Genomic DNA, 18,739 nt, shown 5'->3' on the forward strand with positions numbered 1-18,739 from the left:
AGCCGTCGCGGCGCCGGCAGACGGCGCGGTGGCAGCGCAGAGCCGGCGTATTCGCAAGGCCATGCCCCCCACTGACGGAGCTGGCGGCCACGAGCAGCGGCCGGCGCGGCGACGGGCGGCGCGGCCAGGGAAGATCGCCGGGGGCTGCCCGTCGCTTCGCGTCCACGCGGACGTCCGGCCGCCGCCGTTTTTCGTCACGGACGCGTGCGCGTCTCCGTCAATGCCCGGCGCACGTCACGCAACAGGGCGCGGGCAGACACCGGCTTGTCGATCAGGTACAGGTGCTCGAGCGGAGGCAGTTCCGCCGGATCGGGCGGCGCCTCGGGCCGTGTCAGCAGCAACACGGCCCCGCGGTAGCCGCGCTCGATCAGCGCGGCGAGCGTGCGCACCCCGGTGAGCAGGTACATGTCGGCATCGAGGATGACGAGCTCGGGCAGGCCGTTGGCCTCGATCCATTGCAGTGCGCTGGCGCCGCTCTGGCTGCCCGCCGGCTGGTAGCCGTAGCTGTCCAGGGCGTCGATGAGCAGCGACAACAGCGCGCCCTCCTCCACCACCACCAGCACGCGCTCGGCGTTGCCATAAAGGTTCTCGGTACCGCTCTCGCCTTCGATCGCGCCCTCGACCGGCTGCTCGAGCGGCAGGTAAAGATGGAACCGCGTGCCCTGTCCGGGCTGGCTTTCCGCGCGCATCACGCCGTGGTGGTTGTCGATGATGCGTTTGCAGGAAAGCAGGCCGAGCCCGGTGCCGTCGGGCTTGGTGGTGAAGAAGGGCTCGAACAGCCGGTCCAGGGTGGCCTGGTCCATGCCCACGCCGGTGTCGGCAACGGTGATGCGCAGGTAGCGGCCCGGCTGCGCGTCTTCATCGACGGCGAAGAAATCCGCGTCGAGATCGACGATTGCGCTGTCGATCGTCAGACGCCCACCCTCGGGCATCGCCTGCAGCGCGTTGAGGCAGAGATTGAGCAGACTCTGCTGCAGTTCGGTCTGGTTGCCTTCGAAGATCAGCTCGGCGTCGACCGCGTGGATCTGCATGTCCACCGTCGAAGGCACGCTGCCCTGCAGGAGCAGTTGCAGGGCTTCCAGCAGCGCACCCAGCTTGATCCGTTCGGCGCGCTGGGCGCCGCGCGCGAAGGACAGCATCGACTGCACCATCTGCAGACCGCGCCGGCCGCAATCACGCACCAGGGCGCCGAGCCGGGCCAAGCGCGGATCGTCCTTGTAGTCCTGCAGGCTTTCGCCGGCCAGCAGCAGCGGCTGCAGCAGATTGCGCAGGTCGTGGCTCAGGCCCCCGGCGAGCAGGGCCAGGCTTTCGAAGCGCTGCGCGCGCATGAGCTCGGCCTCGGCATGCCGGCGTGCGCGTTCGGCCGCGACCTCGGCCAGCGCGCGGCGCACGGCGCTCGCCAGCCGCGCCGGATTCTGCTTGAGGATGTAGTCGGTGGCGCCGTCACGCAGGGCCTGGACCGCAGCTTCCTCACCCAGTGCCGCCGAGACGAAGATGAAGGGCGTATCGCTGTCGCGTGCGCGCAGAAGCTCGAGCGCGCGGCGACCGGAGAAGCCCGGCATGCTGAGATCGGAGAGGATGATGTGCGGCTCGAAGGCATCGAGCGCGGCGAGGTAATCGGCTTCGTTGTCAACCAGCCGCGCCTCGTAGACGATGCCATCCGCCGCGAGCTCGTCCAGCATGAGCTCGGCATCGAGCGCGCTGTCCTCGACCTGCAGGACGCGTATCTTCGGCAAGGCGCCGTTGCGTCTATGCGGCATACCTGCCATATGCCTGCCTCCATACTCCATGGCAGCGGATCACTCGATTTCCGGCGCCTGGTTGAGCACCGCCCAGAACTGGCCCAGGGTACGCACCGCATCGAAGAACTGCTCCACGTCCACCGGTTTGATCACGTAGGCGTTGGCGCCCAGGTCCCAGCTGCGGGCCAGGTCGCGCTCCTCGCGCGAGGAAGAGAGGATCACCACCGGCACCCGCTTGAGTTCGTCGTGCTCGCGCATGTGGGTCAGCACGTCGAGTCCGTTCATGCGCGGCATCTTGATGTCGAGCAGCACCACCACCGGATTGCCGACCGGACGGTCGGCCCAGGCGCCGCGATAGAGCAGGTAGTCCAGGCAGTCGACGCCGTCCTCGACGTGCACCACCGGATTGGCCAGCTTGGCTTCGCGCAGGGCGTCGACGGTCATCTCGGCGTCAGCCGGGCTGTCCTCGACGAGCAGGATGGTGCGGATGTCCTGGTGCTTCATGTCGATCCTCGGGCGGCGACCGCCGGGCTGTGCTCCTCGCCGATGCGGTCGGCGGGGGGCAGGTAGAAGTAGAAAGTGGCGCCCTTGCCGGGTTCGGCATGGGCCCAGACGCGTCCGCCGTGGCGGACGATGATGCGTCGCACATTGGCCAGACCGATGCCGTTGCCGGGAAATTCGGTCGGCTTGTGCAGCCGCTGGAACACGCCGAACAGCTTGTCGGCATAGGCCATGTCGAAGCCCACACCGTCGTCGGAGACGCTGAAGGTGCAGCCGCCCTCCTCGTCGCGCTGCACGTTCACCTCGATGTGGGCGACCTCGCGCTGGCCGGTGTATTTGACCGCGTTGCCGAGCAGATTCTGCCACACCGTACGCAGCATGTTGGCATCGCCCACCACCACCGGCAGCGGCGCGATCTTCCAGACGATGCGTCGTTCACCGGCCTCCGACTCGGCCAGCGCGCGCGCCTCGTCGACCAGGGTCTGCATGTCCACCGTCTGCAATCGCATCGCGCCGCGGCCCAGGCGCGAGAAGACCAGGAGTTCGTCGATCAGCTCGGCCATGCGCCGGGCGGCGTCGCGGACCACGTTGAGGTAATGCTGGGCGGTGGCATCGACGCCGTCGCCCAGGTGCCGCTCCAGCTTGGTGATGAAACCGGCGACGTGCCGCAAGGGCGCGCGCAGGTCGTGCGAGACCGAATAGCTGAAGGCTTCCAGCTCGCGGTTGGCGTCGGAAATCTGTTCGATCTTGCCGTTCAACTGGCGGTTGAGTTCCTTGACCTGCTGCTCGACCAGGGCGCGCGCGGTGACGTCGCTGGCGGTGAGCAGCAGCACCGGCGCGGTGTCGCCCTCCTGCTCCACGCGTCGTGCATTGATGACCACGCGGCGCTCCATGCCGTCCATCGTGCGCTGGGTGAGTTCGTAGTCCCACAGCTCGCGGTCGCGCAGCAGCACGTCGCGCAGCCGCTGCTGCAGGCCATTGTCGGCCCAGGCGCCGTCGCCAGCCTCCATCAGGGTGGGACGCACGCCCTCCGGCAGGCCGTAGAGCTCGCGGAAGGCGGCGTTGGCCAGAAGAATGCGTAGCTCATCGTCGAGCAGCGCGATCGGCTCGCGCACCGCCTCGAGGATCATCAGCGCACGCTGCACCGCTCGATTTTCGGCCGCCTCTGCCTCGATACGGCGCCCGATCTGCCACTCCGAGACCAGCACGATGATCGCCAACAGCAGAAGCTGGGCTACACAGGTGACACCAAGAATGACGTTACTGCGGAAAGCCCGCTGGGCGGATGCTGCGCGCCGCTCGCTGAGCAGCTTGCCCTCGTTGCCGAGGATGGTGCCGATCTGGTCGGTCAAGCGGTAGAGCACGTCGGCGTCGCGCAAGGCGGCCAGCGCACCGGCGCGGTCGCCTTCCTCATAGCGCAGCAGCGCCTGTCGGATCAGCGCCAGCCGGCCGTTGACGCGCCGGTCCAGCGCGCCGACAGCGGCCTGCTGGGCCGGATTGTCGGCAGTCATGTCGTGCAGCCGCAGCACCAGTGCCGGCGTATCGGCCGCGGCCAGGCTCGCCCGCTGGCGAAGGTTGGCACTGTCCTCGCCATCCAAGAGGCGATAGATGGCGGCTTCGCTGTCGCGGACCTCGAAGGCGATCCGGTAGACCAGCGAAGTCACCTCGGCCGAATGGGTGACCCAGGCTTCCGCCTCACGCACGTCGGCCGTGCTGGCCCGCACGATGAGATAGGGCAAGGCCACCACGACCACCATCGCGGAGAGCAGGCCCAGCAGCCGCCAGCGGCGCAGCCCGGAACGCTTCAGGCGGGCGGACCACTCGGCCAACCGCCGAACGCTGCGCTCGATCATGGATTCCCCGTTGCTCATGGCCATGGCGGATGCTAGCCGTTCGACCGCTGCCACTCCAAGCGCCGCGAGGAAACGCCGTCATCCGTGACTGCAACCGGGCCGCCCGTGGGCCTGCCCGGGCGTGTTTTTCAGAACGGGATGTCGTCGTCGTCGAAGCCGGTGCTCTCAGGCGCCGGGGCCGACGGGCGCGGAGCGCGCTCCTCGCCGCCGCGTGCCGCCGGCCCGCGCGGACCGGCGGGCGCGCGCTCGCGAAAGCCACCCTGGCCGCCCTGGCCACCACCCTCGCCACCCATGCCGCCCAGCATCTGCATGTCGCTGGCGACGATGTCGGTGGAATAACGCTCGATGCCGTCCTTGTCGGTGTACTTGTCGGTGCGCAGCGAGCCTTCGATGTACACCTGCCGGCCCTTCTTCAGGTATTCGCCGGCAATCTCGGCGAGCTTGCCGAACAGTTTCACGCGATGCCATTCGGTGCGTTCCTGGCGCTCGCCGCTCTGCTTGTCGGTCCACTGCTCGGAAGTGGCGATACGCAGACTGGTGATCGCGGTGCCGCTGCCGGTGTAGCGGACTTCGGGATCGGCGCCGAGATTGCCGATCAGGATGACCTTGTTGACGCCACGGGCCATGGTTGGGGTTCCTCGCTTCTTGAAGGGTGCAAAACCGCCGCGGCAGGCAGCGGCCCGGAATGACGGTTGAAAAAACCATCATAGCGGCAAGGCGGTCGCCGCCCGCGGAGGCCAGGGACGAGCCTTGCATCAAGCCGCCGGCGGCGGCGCGACCTCGGCATCGAGCCAGCGTCGGGCCTGCAGCACCAGCAGCAGCCAGACCAGGACCGCCGCCGCGGCGCCGACGAAGACGCCACCGGTGCCGAGCCGGCCGAGCGCCAGGCCACCGAGCGCACCGCCGACGAAGGCGCCGATGAACTGGCTGGTGGAATAGGCGCCCATGGCCGCGCCGCGCAGCGCCGCCGGCGCCAGCCGCGACACCAGGCTGGGCAGCGCGGCCTCCAGCAGGTTGAAGGCGGAGAAGAACACCGTGGCCGCCAGTCCAAGCCAGGCCGGGTGGCGCCCCGGCAAGGCAAAGCCGAGCAGGCCGAGGCCGAGCGCGACGATGCACGCGAACACCATGCGCAGGCTCTGGCGCAGGTCGCGCATGCGGTGCAGACAGGCGCCCATGACGAAGGCGGCGATGGTCATCACCGGCAGGTAGAGCTCCCAGTGCCGGCTCGCCGGCAGCTGCAGGCGGTCGGCGAGCAGCAGCGGCAGGCCGACGAAGCTCGCGGTGAGCAGAAAATGCAGGAAGAACACCGAGCCGTTGAGCAGGATCAGGCGGCGATCGCGCAGCATCGCGAGCACGTCGGCCAGCCCGGCGGAAGCCGGTGCACGGCTCTGCGCCGGGGTGGGCACCAGCAGCCACAGCAGCAGCAACGACAAAAGCGCCAGCAGCGAAGTCGCGGCGAACAGCCCCGGCAAGCCGCCGAGTGCCTCCAGGGGCGGGCCCAGGATCAACGCGAGCAGGAAGGCGACGCCAATCGACACCCCGATGATGCCCATTACCTTGCCGCGGTTTTCCTCGCGGGTGAGGTCGGCGGCGAGCGCGGTACCGGCACCGGCCACCGCGCCCATGCCCTGCAGGGCGCGGCCGATGACGATGCCGTGCAGGCTGTGCGAGAGCGCGGCGACCAGTCCGCCGAGGGCGAACACCAGCAGGCCCAGGGTGATCGTCGGCTTGCGGCCGATGCGGTCGGACAAAAGGCCCAGCGGAATCTGCAGCAGCACCTGGCCCAGGCCGTACACGCCGAGCGCCAGCCCGATCAGCGCCGGCGTCGCGTCCGGCAGCTGGCGCGCATAGAGCGAAAACACCGGCATCACCAGAAACAGGCCGAACAGACGCAGGCTGATCACGCAGGCGAGGGTCAGCGCACTGCGCCGTTCGAGGCTGGAGAGCGTGCTCACCGGATCACTCATGCGGATTGAAAGCGCTGGATTATACGGTCGGTGTCGAGGGGGCCGGCTGGCCGGCGGTCCGCCCCATGGCAAGGCGGGGGAAAATCCGCCCCGGGAATGCTCGAGCTCGCCGGCGTGAAACGCGCCGCAAGCCCTCGGCCGAAGGGCCATCGATGCGCGCCGTGGCATCCCGCGCCGGCGCGAGGACCGCGGTTGAATCGACGGTTCCCTATACTTGGTGGACGACGTTTCGCCGGGCTTTCCCAAAACCTCCATGTACGCCGACGCCGCCAGCCCCCAAGCCGCCTTCCAGCGCGTGCGCGCACTCGCCGCCCACGACATGCAGCGCGTGGACGCGCTGATCCGCGCCCGGCTCGCTTCCGGCGTGGTGCTGATCAACCAGATCGCCGAGCACATCATCGCCGGCGGCGGCAAGCGGCTGCGACCGATGCTGCACGTGCTGGCCGCCGGCGCGGCCGGCTATCGCGGCGAAGCGCACATCAAGCTCGCCGCGATCATCGAGTTCATCCACACCTCCACCCTGCTGCACGACGACGTGGTCGACGAATCGGACCTGCGCCGCGGCCGCAAGACCGCCAACGCGCTGTGGGGCAATGCGGCCAGCGTGCTGGTCGGTGATTTTCTCTACTCGCGCTCGTTCCAGCTGATGGTCGAGCTCGACGACATGCGCGTGATGCGCATCCTCGCCGACACCACCAACACCATCGCCGAGGGCGAGGTGCTGCAACTGCTCAACATCGGCAACGCGGACGTGGACGAGGCCGCCTACCTGGCGGTGATCGAGCGCAAGACCGCGGTGCTGTTCGCCGCCGCCGCCGAGCTTGGCGGCCTGCTCGGCGGCCTGCCGGAAACACAGGTGGCGGCGCTGCGTCGTTATGGCCTGGAACTCGGCTACGCCTTCCAGATCGCCGACGACCTGCTCGACTACGTGAGCGACGCCGCCACGCTCGGCAAGAACATCGGTGACGACCTCGCCGAGGGCAAGCCGACGCTGCCGCTGATCTACGCGCTGCAGGGCGCCGATGCCGGGCAGGCGCGAGCACTGCGCCAGGCGATCGAGCACGGCGGCCTGGATGCGCTCGACCAGATCGTCGCCGCGATCCGCGACTCGGGCGCACTGGAGCGCACGCACGCGCGCGCGCGAAGCCACGCCGATGCCGCGCGCGCGTCGATCGAGACCCTGCCGCCGTCGGCGTGCCGCGACGCCCTGATCGCACTCGCCGACTACTCGGTGCAGCGCGACCACTGAAAACGCCGCCTCACGGCGTGCCGTCGAAGGCGCCGCGCAGCCAGTCGCGCATCAACCTGTCGCTGCGTGCCGCGGCACGCGCGTCGTACATGCAGCCGGGCTTGTGCTGGTCGACCTCGGTGAAACAGTGCACGGCATGGCCGAGCACCACGAACTGCCAGTCGGCGGGGCTCGCACGCATCTCGTCCATGAACTTGCCCGCGGCGGGCATGGTCCAGCTGTCGTTGGCGCCGTTGATCGCCAGCACGCGCGCCTTGATGCGCCGCGCGAGCGCGGGATCGTCGGTGTCCAGCGCGCCGTGGAAGGCCACCACCGCCGCCACGTCCGCGCCGCTGCGGGCGAGATCGAGCACCGCCGAACCGCCGAAGCAGAAGCCGATCGCGGCGATCCGCGCCGAGTCGATCGGCGCATCGCGGACCTGCCCCTTCAGCTGCGCCAGCGCCAGGTTCACCCGCCGCCGCATCAACGCGCGATCGGCATAGAACGGCTTGACCGCAGCCGCGGCCTCGTCGTCGTTGCGCGGCCGCAGCTTCTCCCCGTAGAGGTCGGCGACGAGGATCACGTAGTCGCGGCCGGCGATGCCCTCGGCCTTCTTGACCGCCGCATCGTTCACGCCGTACCAGTTGGGCACCATCAGCAGGCCCGGGCGCTTGCCGGCGGCCGCATCGTCGTACACCAGCACGCCGTGGAAGGTGGTGCCGGCATCGCTCCACGTCACGGATTGGTGCACCATCGCCGCCGATGCGGCGCAGCTCGCGCACAACCCCAGCAGAGCAATGCAGTAGCGGATGATCGACATGGCGGTTCCTCCGATGGCGACGTTGCGAGGGATGCGCGGCGAGTCACGCAAAGCGCATTCGCGTGACCGGACGCACGGACGGGATCATCGCGCGCCGCCGTCGCTTTCGCGCGTTCAACGCCCTGCCGCGTGCGCGGCCAGGCGCCGCTTGAGCGGCAGACAGCGGTCGATGAAACGCACGCCGAGCGCCCGCGCGGCAACCAGCGGCGGCGCGCGCCAGGCGTAGACGCGGGCCAGCGCATCGAAGCCGAGCGCATCGAGTGTGTCGGTGCTGCGGCGGCGGCGCGCATAGCGGCGCAGCACGTGCGATGCGCCGATGTCGGTGCCGGCGACGCGCGCGGCGAGCAGCACCTCGCGCAGTTCCGCCACGTCGCGCAACCCCAGGTTCACGCCCTGCCCGGCGAGCGGATGCACGGTGTGCGCGGCATCGCCGAGCAGCGCCAGACGTTCGGACTGGTAGCGCTCGGCCAGCCGCAGGCGCAGCGGGAACGCCGCGCGCGCGGTGGTGGCGAGGATCGGCCCGAGGCGGAAATCGCAAGCCACGCCGAGCGCATGGCAGAACGCCGCATCGTCCAGCGCCAGCACGCGCGCGGCTTCGTCTTCGGGCAGCGACCACACGATCGAGCTGCGTCCGTCATCGAGCGGCAGCAAGGCGAGCGGACCGCTCGGCAGGAAACGCTGCCAGGCGGTCTGCGCATGCGGCCGCGCGGTGGCGACGTGGGCGACCACCGCGCGCTGGCCGTAGTCGTGCCCACGGACGGCAATGCCGGCCTGCATGCGCAGCGGCGAATCAGCGCCATCGGCGACCAGCAGCAAGCGCGCGGCGAGCTCGTCGCCATCGGCCAGCACCAGGTGCACGAGGTCGGCGCGCACTTCGTGGCGGACGACCTCGGCCGGGCACCGGCAGTGCACGCCGGCGGCAAGCAGCGCCTGCCACAGCGTCCACTGCACCAGCCGGTTCTCGACGATATGGCCCAGCCACGCGCGGCCCTCGTCGGCGGCATCGAAATCGATCGCCGCACCGCTGGCGGCGTCCCAGACGTGCATGTGCGCATAGGGGCCGACGCGGGACTCACGGATGGACGTCCAGACACCCAAATCCTCGAGCAGGTCGATGGACGATGGCGCGAGGCCGACCACGCGCAGGTCGATCTCGTCCTCGGCGCGCCAGGGCGTCGGCGGGCGCGCCTCCAGCAGGGTGACGGCGAAGCCGGCACGCGCCAGCGCCAGTGCGGCAGCGGCGCCGACCATGCCGCCGCCGACCACCGCGACGTCCAGCAGCGGGCCGCGCCGGCGCGGCGACGTTGGCATCGGCCTGTTCATGTCCAGTCCTCCAGCACCGCGCGCGGCGGCCGGCCGCGAAAGCCCATGCCGCGCCGGGCCAGCGCGTGGCGCAGCGGCGGCAGCCGGTCCCAGGCCAGCAAGGCGAGCGAGCGCAGCGGCGCGAGCGCGGGCTGGGCCAGGCAGGCGAGCCGGATCAGGCCGTGGCTCATCGCCAGCGTGCCCTCGCGATCGGGCGCGCGGCGCGCGGCGTAATCGTGCAGCCGCACCGCATCGCCGGTCGCGGCGGACGCGGCGATGAGTTCGGCCAGGGTCAGCGCATCACGCAGGCCGAGGTTGAACCCCTGCGCGCCGATCGGATGGATGGTCTGCGCGGCGTTGCCGACCAGCGCCGCGTACGGGGCCGTCAAGCGCCTGGCGACCACACGGCGGATCGGATACACGTGCCGCCGCCCCGGCCGCGACAGCCGGCCGAGGCGCCAGCCGAAGCGGCGCTGCGCCAGCGCGGCGAAGGCCGCATCGTCCAGCGCCGCGACCGCCGCGGCCTCATCGGCCGGCACGCTGAGCACCAGCCCGCAGCGGCCCTGCGCAAGCGGCAGCAACGCCACCGGACCGCCGTCGTCGAAGCGCTCGAAGGCCCGATCCTCGATGGGGCGTTCGCTCGCCACCGTCGCAACGATCAGGCTCTGCCGGTAGTCGTGGACGTCGGCTTCGATGCCGAGCCAGCCGCGCACCTGCGAATCGGTGCCGTCGGCGCCAACCAGGAGTGGCGTATCCACGCGCAATTCGCCCGCGCCGATGTCGATGCGCGCCTGCCAGCCGTCGGCACGGGGCTCGATACCGATCAGCCGCGCCGGCGCGAGGCGACGCAGTCGCGTGCAGGCATCCAGCCGCCGCAGCAAGGCGGCGCCGAGCGCACGCGCGGGCAGCGTCCAGCCCAGCGCATCGACGCCTTCCTCGCGCGCATCCAGGCGTGCGGCGCCGAACTCGCCGGCACGGCTCACGTGGATGCGGCGGATCGGCGCCGCCGCATCCCGCGCGTGCGCCCACACGCCCAGTCGCGTGAGGCCATTGACGGTGGCGCGGGCGAGCGCGAGGTTGCGCTCGTCGTGGCTGGGCAGCGTATCGACGCGCGGCGCGGCGGCCTCGACCAGGATGGCGTCGATGCCGGCGGCATCCAGCGCGATGGCGAGGCTGGCACCGACCAGGCCGCCGCCGACGATCAGCACGCCGCCGTCGCTTACGGGAATCTGGGCAAAGGACATGCCTTGGATGATACGCGCCACGGCCGCCGGCGCGCCTGCTTGGGCTAGACTTGCGGCTCGGGAAGTCACCTGCCGGAGCTTTCAGCATGAGCAAGACGCAAACCCAGCGGCTGGGCATTTTCATCGGCCTGGCGCTGACCATGGCGGTCACGCGCATCCACCTGTCGCTGTTCCAGCACGACGTGCGGGACGCCTCGTGGGCGGTGTTCTTCCTGGGCGGCTTCTGGCTGGCCGGGCGATCGCGCTGGGCGTTTCCGCTGCTCATCGCCGAGGCCGTGCTGGTCGACTACCTGGTGATCAGCGGTCAGGGCCTGGCGTTCTGGAGCCACTACTGCCTGTCGCCGGCCTATGTCTTCCTGCTGCCCGCCTACGGCAGCCTGTGGCTGGGCGGACGCTGGCTGGCGCGGCACCGGCCGGCCGCCCTCATGCCCACGCTGGGACTGGGTGCCCTGGTGCTGCTGGCCAGCGTCAGCGTCTGCTATCTGATCTCCAACGGCAGCTTCTACTGGTTGAGCGCCAGCGTGCCCACGCCGCGCAGCGTGGGCGCATGGCTGACCAACCTCGGCGACTGGTATCTGCCGTTCCTGGAGACCACGGCCTTCTATGTCGGCATCGGCACCCTGCTGCATGGGTTGATGACGCAGCTCGCACGCCTGCTGGAGCACACCGGTACCCAGCGCGTCCGCTAAAAGCCCGTGGGCAACCGGCTCTCGAAGATCTACACCCGCACCGGCGACGACGGCTCCACCGGGCTGGGCGACGGCTCGCGCGTGCCCAAGGATGCCCGACGCGTAAGCGCCTACGGCACGGTGGACGAGCTCAACAGCGTGATCGGCATGGTGCTGGCCTGCGCGGCGGTGCCGGACCCGGTGATCGAGGTGCTGACCCGCGTGCAGCATGAACTGTTCGATCTCGGCGGCGAGCTGTGCGTGCCCGGCATGGCGCTGATCGAGGAGGCCGATGTCGAGCGGCTGGAACGCACGCTGGACGGCTTCAACGCCGCGCTGCCGCCGCTCAAGGATTTCATCCTGCCCGGCGGCGGCATGGCCGCGGCCTGTTGCCACCTCGCCCGCACCGTGTGCCGGCGCGCCGAGCGCGAGCTGGTGACCCTGGCGCGCGCGGAAAACGTGCGTCCGCAGGCGCTGCGCTACCTCAACCGGCTGTCCGACCTGCTGTTCGTGCTCTGCCGCGTGCTCGCGCGCGCGAGCGGCCACGGCGAGGTGCTGTGGCATGCCGAACGGCGACGCCGGGACTAAAACCATGCTGCGTCTCTACACCCATCCCGCCTGTCTGCTGCACGATCCGGGTCCGGCACACGTGGAGCGGCCGGCGCGGCTGACCGCCGTGCTCAAGGCGCTGGACCGCGACCGCTTCGCGGCACTGGACTACATCGAGGCGCCCGGTGCCACGCCCGCGCAACTCGGCCGCGTGCATACCGCCGCACACATCGAACGCATCCTCGGCGCCGAGCCGGCCGAGGGCATCCATTGGCTGGACGACGACACCGCGATGTCGCCGGGCTCGGCCGAGGCCGCGCTGCGGGCGGCCGGCGCCGTGGCCGCCGCGGTGGACGCGGTGATGGCCGGCGGTGGGCGCGCCTTCTGCGCGGTGCGCCCGCCCGGCCACCATGCCACCGCGAACCGCGCCATGGGCTTTTGCCTGTTCAACAACGTGGCCGTGGGCGCGGCGCATGCGCTTGCCGTCCACGGGCTGGAGCGCGTGGCCATCGCCGACTTCGACGTCCATTACGGCAACGGCACGCAGGCGATCTTCGAGCGCGAACCCAGGGTCCTGTTCGCATCCAGTCATCAGTCGCCCCTGTATCCCGACACCGGCGGCGAGGACGAGCACGGCATCGGCAACGTCTTCAACGGCTGCCTCGCGCCCGGGGACGGCTCCTACGCCTTCCGTGCGCTGTGGGACGAGGTGCTGCTGCCGCGCATCGAGGCGTTCCGGCCGCAGCTGGTGCTGGTCTCGGCCGGCTTCGACGCCCACCGCGACGATCCGCTGGCCGACCTCAAACTCACCGCCGAGGACTATGCCTGGATCACCGCGCGGCTCGTCGGCATCGCCGACCGGCACGCCCGCGGCCGGCTGGTGTCCACGCTGGAGGGTGGATACGCGCTGGCTGCGCTCGCCGCCTCGACCGCGGCACACGTGGAAGCGCTGCTGGCCGGATAAGACCGCAAGAGACCGCGAAAACGGGCGCGGGAACGCTTGCGGCGCGTGCCGGGGCCGTGGCCTTTTCTGCTAGCTTTACGGCCTTTGCAGCCGCCAGAACCGCCACCGTGACGCCCAAGCGCCCAGCCTCGCCCCTGCCGCCACGCCGCCTGCTCGCGATTGCCGCTGCGCTCGCCCTGACCCCAGCCCTGCCGTCGTTCGCCGCCACGCCGCCGGCGCCGAGCAGCCCCGCCACCGCGCCGCAACGCTGTCCGCTCGGCAGTTTCCGCTGCCCGCCGCGTCCGCTCAGCTTCGCCATGTGCCGGCCCAACGCGCTGCTCGAGTTCTACGATCCCACGCTGCCCACCGACAGCACCCTGCGCGACGCGGCCCTCACCTACGTCAACGCCCGTCACGTGGACGGCTCCAGCCAAACCCAATACCGGCTCACCGGCGACGTCGACATCGTGCGCGCCGACCAGCGGCTGCGCGCCGATCAGGCCGTCTACAACGACCAGACCACCGACTACGACGCGCTGGGCAGCGTGCGCTACCAGGACGCCAGCCAGCTGCTCGCCGCCGACCACATGCGCGGCAACCAGCAGGCCAGCCGCAGCATCGCCGACAACGTGCGCTTCCAGCTGCTCAACTCGCACGGCAACGGCACCGCCGCCCGCGGCGAGGCGCTGGACGCGGACCACAACCATTACACCCAGGTGAGCTATTCCACCTGCGACGTTGGCCATCACCTGTGGGAGGTGCGCGCCAAGGATCTGGTCACCGACAAGACCACCGGCGAGGGCGTGGCGCACAGCGCGACGATGCGTCTGGCCGGGGTGCCGCTCATCTACCTGCCGCGCTTCAGCTTTCCGCTCGACGATCGCCGCAAGAGCGGCTTTCTCTATCCGACCATCGCCAACGGCACCCACACCGGGCTGATGGCGAGCCTGCCCTACTACTTCAACCTGGCGCCCAATTACGACGCCACGCTCGACCCGCGCATCTACACCTCGCGCGGCGACATGCTGGGCGGCGAGTTTCGCTATCTGCTGCCGCAAAGCCACGGACAGCTCAATTTCGAATACCTGCCGGACGACCGCGGCACCTTCCGCAAGGGCGATCCGGCGGTCGAGAACACGCAGGGCCAGGACCGCTGGCTGCTCAAGCTGAACGACAGCACCCACCTGTGGGGGCCGTGGTCGCTGGATGCCAACATCAATCGCGTTTCCGACAAGAACTACCTGCGCGATTTCGGCAACGACATGTACACCTCGGCGACCAGCACGCTCACCTCCAGCACCTACGTGCACGGCGGCGGCAACTGGTGGAACGCCTCCTTCGGCGTGGACAGCTACCAGAACACCGATCCGTACCTGTCCGACAGCGTGGTGCAGTACAAGCGCTGGCCGCGGGCCACCTTCGGCATGACCGTGCCGCTCACCCGCTGGCTCGATGTCGGCCTCACTTCCGAGGCCGTCGCGTTCCGCAAGGACGACAACATCGAAGGTCAGCGCTTCGATCTCTACCCCTATCTCGGCGCCGATTTCCGCGGGGCCGCCTGGTTCGTGCGGCCGAAGATCGCCTACCGCTACACCGCCTACGATTTCAGCAACGACCGCGGGATCTATGGCTACTACGGCCGGCTGTCGCCGGGCGCGGCCACGCCCTTCACCAGCGACTCGCCGAGCCGCTCGCTGCCCATCGCCAGCGTCGATGCCGGCCTCATCTTCGACCGCGCGGCCTCGCTGTTCGGCAACAGCTACACGCAGACCCTGGAGCCCAGGCTCTATTACCTCTACGTGCCGTATCGCAACCAGAACAACCTGCCGTTGTTCGACACCAACCTGATGACCTTCGACTACTGGCAGCTGTTCGCGCCGAACCGCTATTCCGGCGCCGACCGCCAGATGGATGCCAACAACCTCACCGCCGCGCTCACCACCCGGCTGCTGGACGACAACGGCGTCGAGCGCGTCTCCGCCAGCATCGGCCAGATCCGCTATTTCAGCCACCAGCGCGTGCAGTTGCCCAACGGGCAGAACACGACGACGCCGGCCACCGACTGGACCGGCTCCAACTACGTGGCCCAGCTCGGCATCCAGCTCAACGACGACTGGCGACTGGACAGCAGCTACCAGTGGAACCCGCACAAGCGCACCTACGTCGGCAACGACGTGCTGGGCGACCCGATCTATGCCGGCCACAACACCGACATGGCGGCCCTGCAGATCCAGCGCCGGATCGGCGGCGACGGCATCGTCAACTTCTCCTACCGCTACCGGCGCGGCCTCTTGGAACAATACGACGCCTCGGCGGTCTATCCGGTCAGTGCCGCGTGGCGCCTGCTCGGCCGCTGGACGTATTCGGAACTCGAGAAGCGCACCGTGGAGGTGCTGGGCGGCGTGGAATACGAAGGCTGCTGCATGACCGTACGCCTCGTCGGCCGCCACTACGTGGACAGCTACAACTACGTGGTCAGCCAGGCGCACGCCAACAACGCGGTGATGTTCGAGATCGAGTTCAAGGGCCTGGGCACCTTCAACGGCCAACTCGAGGACGTCCTGCGCCGTGGTATTCTCGGCTATCAATGAAACCCCCGATCGCCGCCACTGCCGGCGGCCTCAAGGTTCCCGATCGATGAAGTCCTTCCTAGCGCTGGTCCTGGTGGCGTTCGCCACACTCTTTGCCTTGCCCGCACCGGCGCAGTTGCTGCCGCAACAGAACGACTCGGACCGCGTGCTCGACCGCATCGTCGCGGTGGTCAACGACGATGTCATCCTGCAGAGCGAGCTCGACGAGGCGGTGCGCTCCGTGCAGCAGCAGTATGCCGACAACCCCGGCCAGCTGCCGCCGCTCGACGTGCTGCGCCGGCAGGTGCTCGACCGCCTGATACTGATGCGCCTGCAGGTGCAGAAGGCCGAGGAACAGGGCATCCGCGTCTCCGACGCCGACATCGACCAGGCGGTGGCCGGCGTCGCCCAGCAGAACAAGATGACGCCGGACCAGCTGCGCGCCGCGATCCAGCAGCAGGGCGGCTCGTTCGCCGCCTTCCGCGCCCAGCTCGCCGACCAGCTCACCGTGCAGCGGCTGCACGACAGCATCATCCGCGACCAGGTCAGCATCACCGACAGCGAAATCAACAACCTCCTCGCCAGCCCCACCTACAAGGCCGGCGAAGTGCATCTGGCGCACATCCAGATCAGCATCCCGGCCGGCGGCACGGCGGCCGACATCCAGGCGGCGCAGGCCAAGGCCGAGCAGGCGCTCAACGCCATCAAGGGCGGCATGGACTTCAACGCCGCCGCGATCCGCTACTCGGACGCGCCGGATGCACTCGACGGCGGCGACCTCGGCTGGCGCCGGCTGGACGAGATTCCGCCGGCCTTCGTCGACACCGTGGCCAACCTGAAGCCCGGCGAGGTGACGCCCGCCCTGCGCGGCCCGACCGGCTTTCACATCCTCAAGCTGATCGAACGCCGGCAGCCGAGCCGTCAGGTGGTCACCGAATACCACGCCCGGCAGATCCTGATCCGGCCCAGCGAACTGGTCACCCCGGCGCAGGCCGAGCAGCAGGCGCGCGACCTCTACGACCGCATCGTCAACAAGCATGAGGACTTCGCCAAGCTGGCCAGGGAGTATTCCAAGGATCCGACCACCGCCAATGCCGGCGGCGACATGGACTGGTTCCTGAAGGACGACTGGGGCTCCACGATCGCCCAGCAACTCGACAAGCTGCAGCCGGGACAGGTCTCGCAACCGTTCCAGAGCGAGGCGGGCTGGCACATCCTCAAGCTCGAGGCGACCCGCCAGCAGGACCGCACGGCGGACCTCGAGCGCAATCAGGCCCGCCAGGCGATCGGCAACCGCAAGGCCGAGCAGGTCTACGACGACTTCCTGCGCCAGCTGCGCGCCGATGCCTACGTGGAGATCCTGGTGCCCGAGCTGCGCGAGCCCGACAACGCGGGCAAGACCTCCTAGAAACCCGATGGCCGTGCCACGACCCGTCCTGCCCCGGCTCGCAGTCACTGCCGGCGAGCCGGCCGGTGTCGGTCCCGAGCTCGTCGTCAAGCTTGCCCACCAGGCGCTCTCCGCCACGCTGGTTGCGATCGTCGATCGCGATCTGCTCGCCCGCGCCGCCGCCCGCTGCGGCGTGGCGCTGGTACTGCAGGACGACGATGGCAGCGTCGATACGCAGCCGCGGCCCGGCCTCCTGCGCATCCGCCACATGCCGCTCGGCGCGCCGGAACGACCGGGCCAGCCCGATCCCCGTCATGCCGCCTATGTCATTGCCACGCTGGCCGAGGCCGCCGACGGCTGCATGGCACGGCGCTACGACGCGCTGGTCACCGCACCGCTGCAGAAATCCTCGATCAACGACGCCGGCATCGCCTTCCGCGGCCACACCGAATTCTTCGCCGAGCGCACGCATGCCGACGTCGTGATGATGCTGGCCAGTCCCGAGTTGCGCGTCGCGCTCGCCACCACCCATCTGCCGCTGGCGGCGGTGCCGGCGGCGATCACCACTCCGTCGCTGGAACGCACGCTGCGCATCGTGCACGGCGACATGATCGCCAAGTTCGGCATCGCCCGTCCGCGCATCGCCGTGCTCGGGCTCAATCCGCACGCTGGCGAAGGCGGCCATCTCGGTCGCGAGGAAAAGGACATCATCATCCCGCTCCTCGAACGCCTGCGTGGCGAGGGCCTGGACCTGCGCGGCCCCCTGCCCGCCGACACCGCGTTCGTGCCCGCGCAACGCGCGCACTACGACGCCGTGCTGGCGATGTACCACGACCAGGGCTTGCCGGTGCTCAAGAGCGAAGCCTTCGACCGCACCGTGAACCTGACCCTGGGCCTGCCGTTCATCCGCACCTCGGTCGATCACGGCACCGCGCTCGATCTGGCCGGCAGCGGCCGCGCCGATCCGTCCAGCCTGATCGTCGCCGCGCGCATGGCGATCGAGCTTCTCGCGCGCCGCGACGCGGCGCTGCGCTGACGTCGCCGCATGTCCGCACCGGCCCGCCCGAAGAAGCATTTCGGCCAGCACTTCCTGCACGAGAAGCGCTATGTCGAGCGCATCGTCGCCGCCGTCGCGCCGCGTGCGGAGGATGCGGTGGTCGAGATCGGTCCCGGCGAGGGCGCGCTCACCTTGCCGCTGCTCGCCGCCGCCGGACGGCTGACCGCGATCGAGCTCGACGACGAACTGATCCCGGCGCTGCAGGCGCGCGCCGCCGCCGTCGGCCGGCTCGAGGTGATCCGCGCCGACGTGCTGACGGTGGACTTCGCCGCGCTCGCCCGCCGCCTCGGCGTGCCGCGCCTGCGCCTGGCCGGCAACCTGCCCTACTACATCTCCAGTCCCATCCTGTTCCACTGCCTCGCGCATGCCGACGTCATCGCCGACATGCACTTCATGCTGCAGAAGGAAGTGGTCGAGCGCATGGCCGCCGCGCCGGGCAGCAAGATCTACGGACGGCTGTCGGTGATGCTGCAACTGGCCTGCACGGTGGTGCCGCTGTTCGACGTGCCGCCCGGCGCGTTCCGCCCGCCACCCAAGGTGGATTCGGCCGTGGTGCGGCTGACGCCGCTGCCGGCCGAGGCGCGACATCGCGCCGACCCGGCGCGCGTGCACGCCATTGTCAAGGCCGCCTTCGCGCAGCGGCGCAAGACACTGGCCAACACGCTCAAGGGCGTGCTCGATGCAAACGCGATCGAGCGCGCCGGCATCGACCCCAAGGCGCGCGCCGAGACTCTCGATCCCGAGGATTTCGTACGTCTGGCGCAAGTGGACTGATTGGGCGTCTTTACGCCACAAAGACGGCACGCGCGGCTTACAATCCGGCCATGGACGTTCATGCAGGCCAGCCGTCACGCCACATGCGGCGCTTCCCCTTGGAAAACCCATGCGCCGCGCCCCATGGGCGGCAC

General features: G+C 69.8%; 16 protein-coding genes. 8 read left to right on the top strand and 8 right to left on the bottom strand.

Annotation, left to right across the window (positions count from 1 at the left end; translation table 11 throughout):
- Positions 1–194 precede the first annotated feature (194 nt).
- From ALSL_RS11480 to ALSL_RS11500, 5 genes are all read right to left on the bottom strand, one after another.
- On the bottom strand, positions 195–1,760 hold the full coding sequence (locus tag ALSL_RS11480; RefSeq protein ID WP_174928848.1) for a hybrid sensor histidine kinase/response regulator: 1,566 nt from the start codon (positions 1,758–1,760) through the stop codon (positions 195–197).
- A 39-nt stretch (positions 1,761–1,799) separates the two neighbouring features.
- Positions 1,800–2,246 carry a response regulator gene (locus tag ALSL_RS11485; protein WP_126539299.1) on the bottom strand — a complete coding sequence of 149 codons (447 nt, stop codon included), beginning with the start codon at positions 2,244–2,246 and terminating at the stop codon, positions 1,800–1,802.
- The gene (locus ALSL_RS11490; protein ID WP_425479017.1) at positions 2,243–4,000 is read right to left on the bottom strand and encodes a sensor histidine kinase; all 1,758 of its coding nucleotides are present in this window, start codon (positions 3,998–4,000) and stop codon (positions 2,243–2,245) included. The genes ALSL_RS11485 and ALSL_RS11490 overlap by 4 nt, the downstream gene beginning before the upstream one ends.
- Positions 4,001–4,224: 224 nt before the next feature.
- A complete protein-coding gene (ssb, locus tag ALSL_RS11495; protein ID WP_126539301.1) occupies positions 4,225–4,722 on the bottom strand; it encodes a single-stranded DNA-binding protein in 498 nt (165 codons plus the stop codon).
- 129 nt (positions 4,723–4,851) lie between these two features.
- The gene (locus ALSL_RS11500; protein WP_126540250.1) at positions 4,852–6,051 is read right to left on the bottom strand and encodes an MFS transporter; all 1,200 of its coding nucleotides are present in this window, start codon (positions 6,049–6,051) and stop codon (positions 4,852–4,854) included.
- 265 nt (positions 6,052–6,316) lie between these two features.
- On the opposite strand from ALSL_RS11500, the gene ALSL_RS11505 reads away from it, so the two are divergent.
- Complete coding sequence (locus ALSL_RS11505) at positions 6,317–7,312, top strand: polyprenyl synthetase family protein (RefSeq protein WP_126539303.1); 996 nt, start codon at positions 6,317–6,319, stop codon at positions 7,310–7,312.
- A 10-nt stretch (positions 7,313–7,322) separates the two neighbouring features.
- Here ALSL_RS11505 and ALSL_RS11510 read toward each other — a convergent pair whose 3' ends face one another.
- The 3 genes from ALSL_RS11510 to ubiH all read right to left on the bottom strand — a co-directional run bounded on the left by ALSL_RS11510 (position 7,323) and on the right by ubiH (position 10,657).
- Positions 7,323–8,111 (bottom strand): dienelactone hydrolase family protein, encoded by a 789-nt coding sequence (locus tag ALSL_RS11510; protein WP_126539305.1) that lies wholly within the window; start codon positions 8,109–8,111, stop codon positions 7,323–7,325.
- Between the two features lie 114 nt (positions 8,112–8,225).
- Positions 8,226–9,434 carry a UbiH/UbiF/VisC/COQ6 family ubiquinone biosynthesis hydroxylase gene (locus ALSL_RS11515; RefSeq protein ID WP_126539307.1) on the bottom strand — a complete coding sequence of 403 codons (1,209 nt, stop codon included), beginning with the start codon at positions 9,432–9,434 and terminating at the stop codon, positions 8,226–8,228.
- Positions 9,431–10,657 (bottom strand): 2-octaprenyl-6-methoxyphenyl hydroxylase, encoded by a 1,227-nt coding sequence (gene ubiH / locus ALSL_RS11520; protein ID WP_126539309.1) that lies wholly within the window; start codon positions 10,655–10,657, stop codon positions 9,431–9,433. The genes ALSL_RS11515 and ubiH overlap by 4 nt, the downstream gene beginning before the upstream one ends.
- Positions 10,658–10,743: 86 nt before the next feature.
- On the opposite strand from ubiH, the gene ALSL_RS11525 reads away from it, so the two are divergent.
- The 7 genes from ALSL_RS11525 to rsmA all read left to right on the top strand — a co-directional run bounded on the left by ALSL_RS11525 (position 10,744) and on the right by rsmA (position 18,605).
- A complete protein-coding gene (locus ALSL_RS11525; protein WP_126539311.1) occupies positions 10,744–11,346 on the top strand; it encodes a hypothetical protein in 603 nt (200 codons plus the stop codon).
- 6 nt (positions 11,347–11,352) lie between these two features.
- Entirely contained in the window at positions 11,353–11,913 is a 561-nt protein-coding gene (locus ALSL_RS11530; protein WP_126539313.1) for a cob(I)yrinic acid a,c-diamide adenosyltransferase, read from the top strand.
- Between the two features lie 4 nt (positions 11,914–11,917).
- On the top strand, positions 11,918–12,838 hold the full coding sequence (locus ALSL_RS11535) for a histone deacetylase family protein (protein ID WP_126539315.1): 921 nt from the start codon (positions 11,918–11,920) through the stop codon (positions 12,836–12,838).
- Between the two features lie 107 nt (positions 12,839–12,945).
- A complete protein-coding gene (locus ALSL_RS11540) occupies positions 12,946–15,408 on the top strand; it encodes an LPS-assembly protein LptD (protein WP_126539317.1) in 2,463 nt (820 codons plus the stop codon).
- Positions 15,409–15,454: 46 nt separating this feature from the next.
- Positions 15,455–16,795 carry a peptidylprolyl isomerase gene (locus tag ALSL_RS11545; RefSeq protein ID WP_126539319.1) on the top strand — a complete coding sequence of 447 codons (1,341 nt, stop codon included), beginning with the start codon at positions 15,455–15,457 and terminating at the stop codon, positions 16,793–16,795.
- 13 nt (positions 16,796–16,808) lie between these two features.
- On the top strand, positions 16,809–17,810 hold the full coding sequence (pdxA, locus tag ALSL_RS11550) for a 4-hydroxythreonine-4-phosphate dehydrogenase PdxA (protein ID WP_425478985.1): 1,002 nt from the start codon (positions 16,809–16,811) through the stop codon (positions 17,808–17,810).
- Positions 17,811–17,819: 9 nt separating this feature from the next.
- Positions 17,820–18,605: a 16S rRNA (adenine(1518)-N(6)/adenine(1519)-N(6))-dimethyltransferase RsmA gene (gene rsmA / locus ALSL_RS11555; protein ID WP_126539323.1), complete on the top strand. Its 786-nt coding sequence runs from the start codon at positions 17,820–17,822 to the stop codon at positions 18,603–18,605.
- The last annotated feature ends 134 nt before the right edge of the window (positions 18,606–18,739 follow it).

The sequence above is a fragment of the Aerosticca soli genome (assembly GCF_003967035.1).
Classification (GTDB): domain Bacteria; phylum Pseudomonadota; class Gammaproteobacteria; order Xanthomonadales; family Rhodanobacteraceae; genus Aerosticca; species Aerosticca soli.

Excerpts from the sequence above, each read along its gene's own strand:
- ALSL_RS11480 (WP_174928848.1), bottom strand. The coding sequence starts at position 1,760 with ATGCCGCATAGACGCAACGGCGCCTTGCCGAAGATACGCGTCCTGCAG.
- ALSL_RS11485 (WP_126539299.1), bottom strand. The coding sequence starts at position 2,246 with ATGAAGCACCAGGACATCCGCACCATCCTGCTCGTCGAGGACAGCCCG.
- ALSL_RS11490 (WP_425479017.1), bottom strand. The coding sequence starts at position 4,000 with ATGGTGGTCGTGGTGGCCTTGCCCTATCTCATCGTGCGGGCCAGCACG.
- ssb (WP_126539301.1), bottom strand. The coding sequence starts at position 4,722 with ATGGCCCGTGGCGTCAACAAGGTCATCCTGATCGGCAATCTCGGCGCC.
- ALSL_RS11505 (WP_126539303.1), top strand. The coding sequence starts at position 6,317 with ATGTACGCCGACGCCGCCAGCCCCCAAGCCGCCTTCCAGCGCGTGCGC.
- ALSL_RS11510 (WP_126539305.1), bottom strand. The coding sequence starts at position 8,111 with ATGTCGATCATCCGCTACTGCATTGCTCTGCTGGGGTTGTGCGCGAGC.
- ALSL_RS11515 (WP_126539307.1), bottom strand. The coding sequence starts at position 9,434 with ATGAACAGGCCGATGCCAACGTCGCCGCGCCGGCGCGGCCCGCTGCTG.
- ubiH (WP_126539309.1), bottom strand. The coding sequence starts at position 10,657 with ATGTCCTTTGCCCAGATTCCCGTAAGCGACGGCGGCGTGCTGATCGTC.
- ALSL_RS11525 (WP_126539311.1), top strand. The coding sequence starts at position 10,744 with ATGAGCAAGACGCAAACCCAGCGGCTGGGCATTTTCATCGGCCTGGCG.
- ALSL_RS11535 (WP_126539315.1), top strand. The coding sequence starts at position 11,918 with ATGCTGCGTCTCTACACCCATCCCGCCTGTCTGCTGCACGATCCGGGT.
- ALSL_RS11545 (WP_126539319.1), top strand. The coding sequence starts at position 15,455 with ATGAAGTCCTTCCTAGCGCTGGTCCTGGTGGCGTTCGCCACACTCTTT.
- rsmA (WP_126539323.1), top strand. The coding sequence starts at position 17,820 with ATGTCCGCACCGGCCCGCCCGAAGAAGCATTTCGGCCAGCACTTCCTG.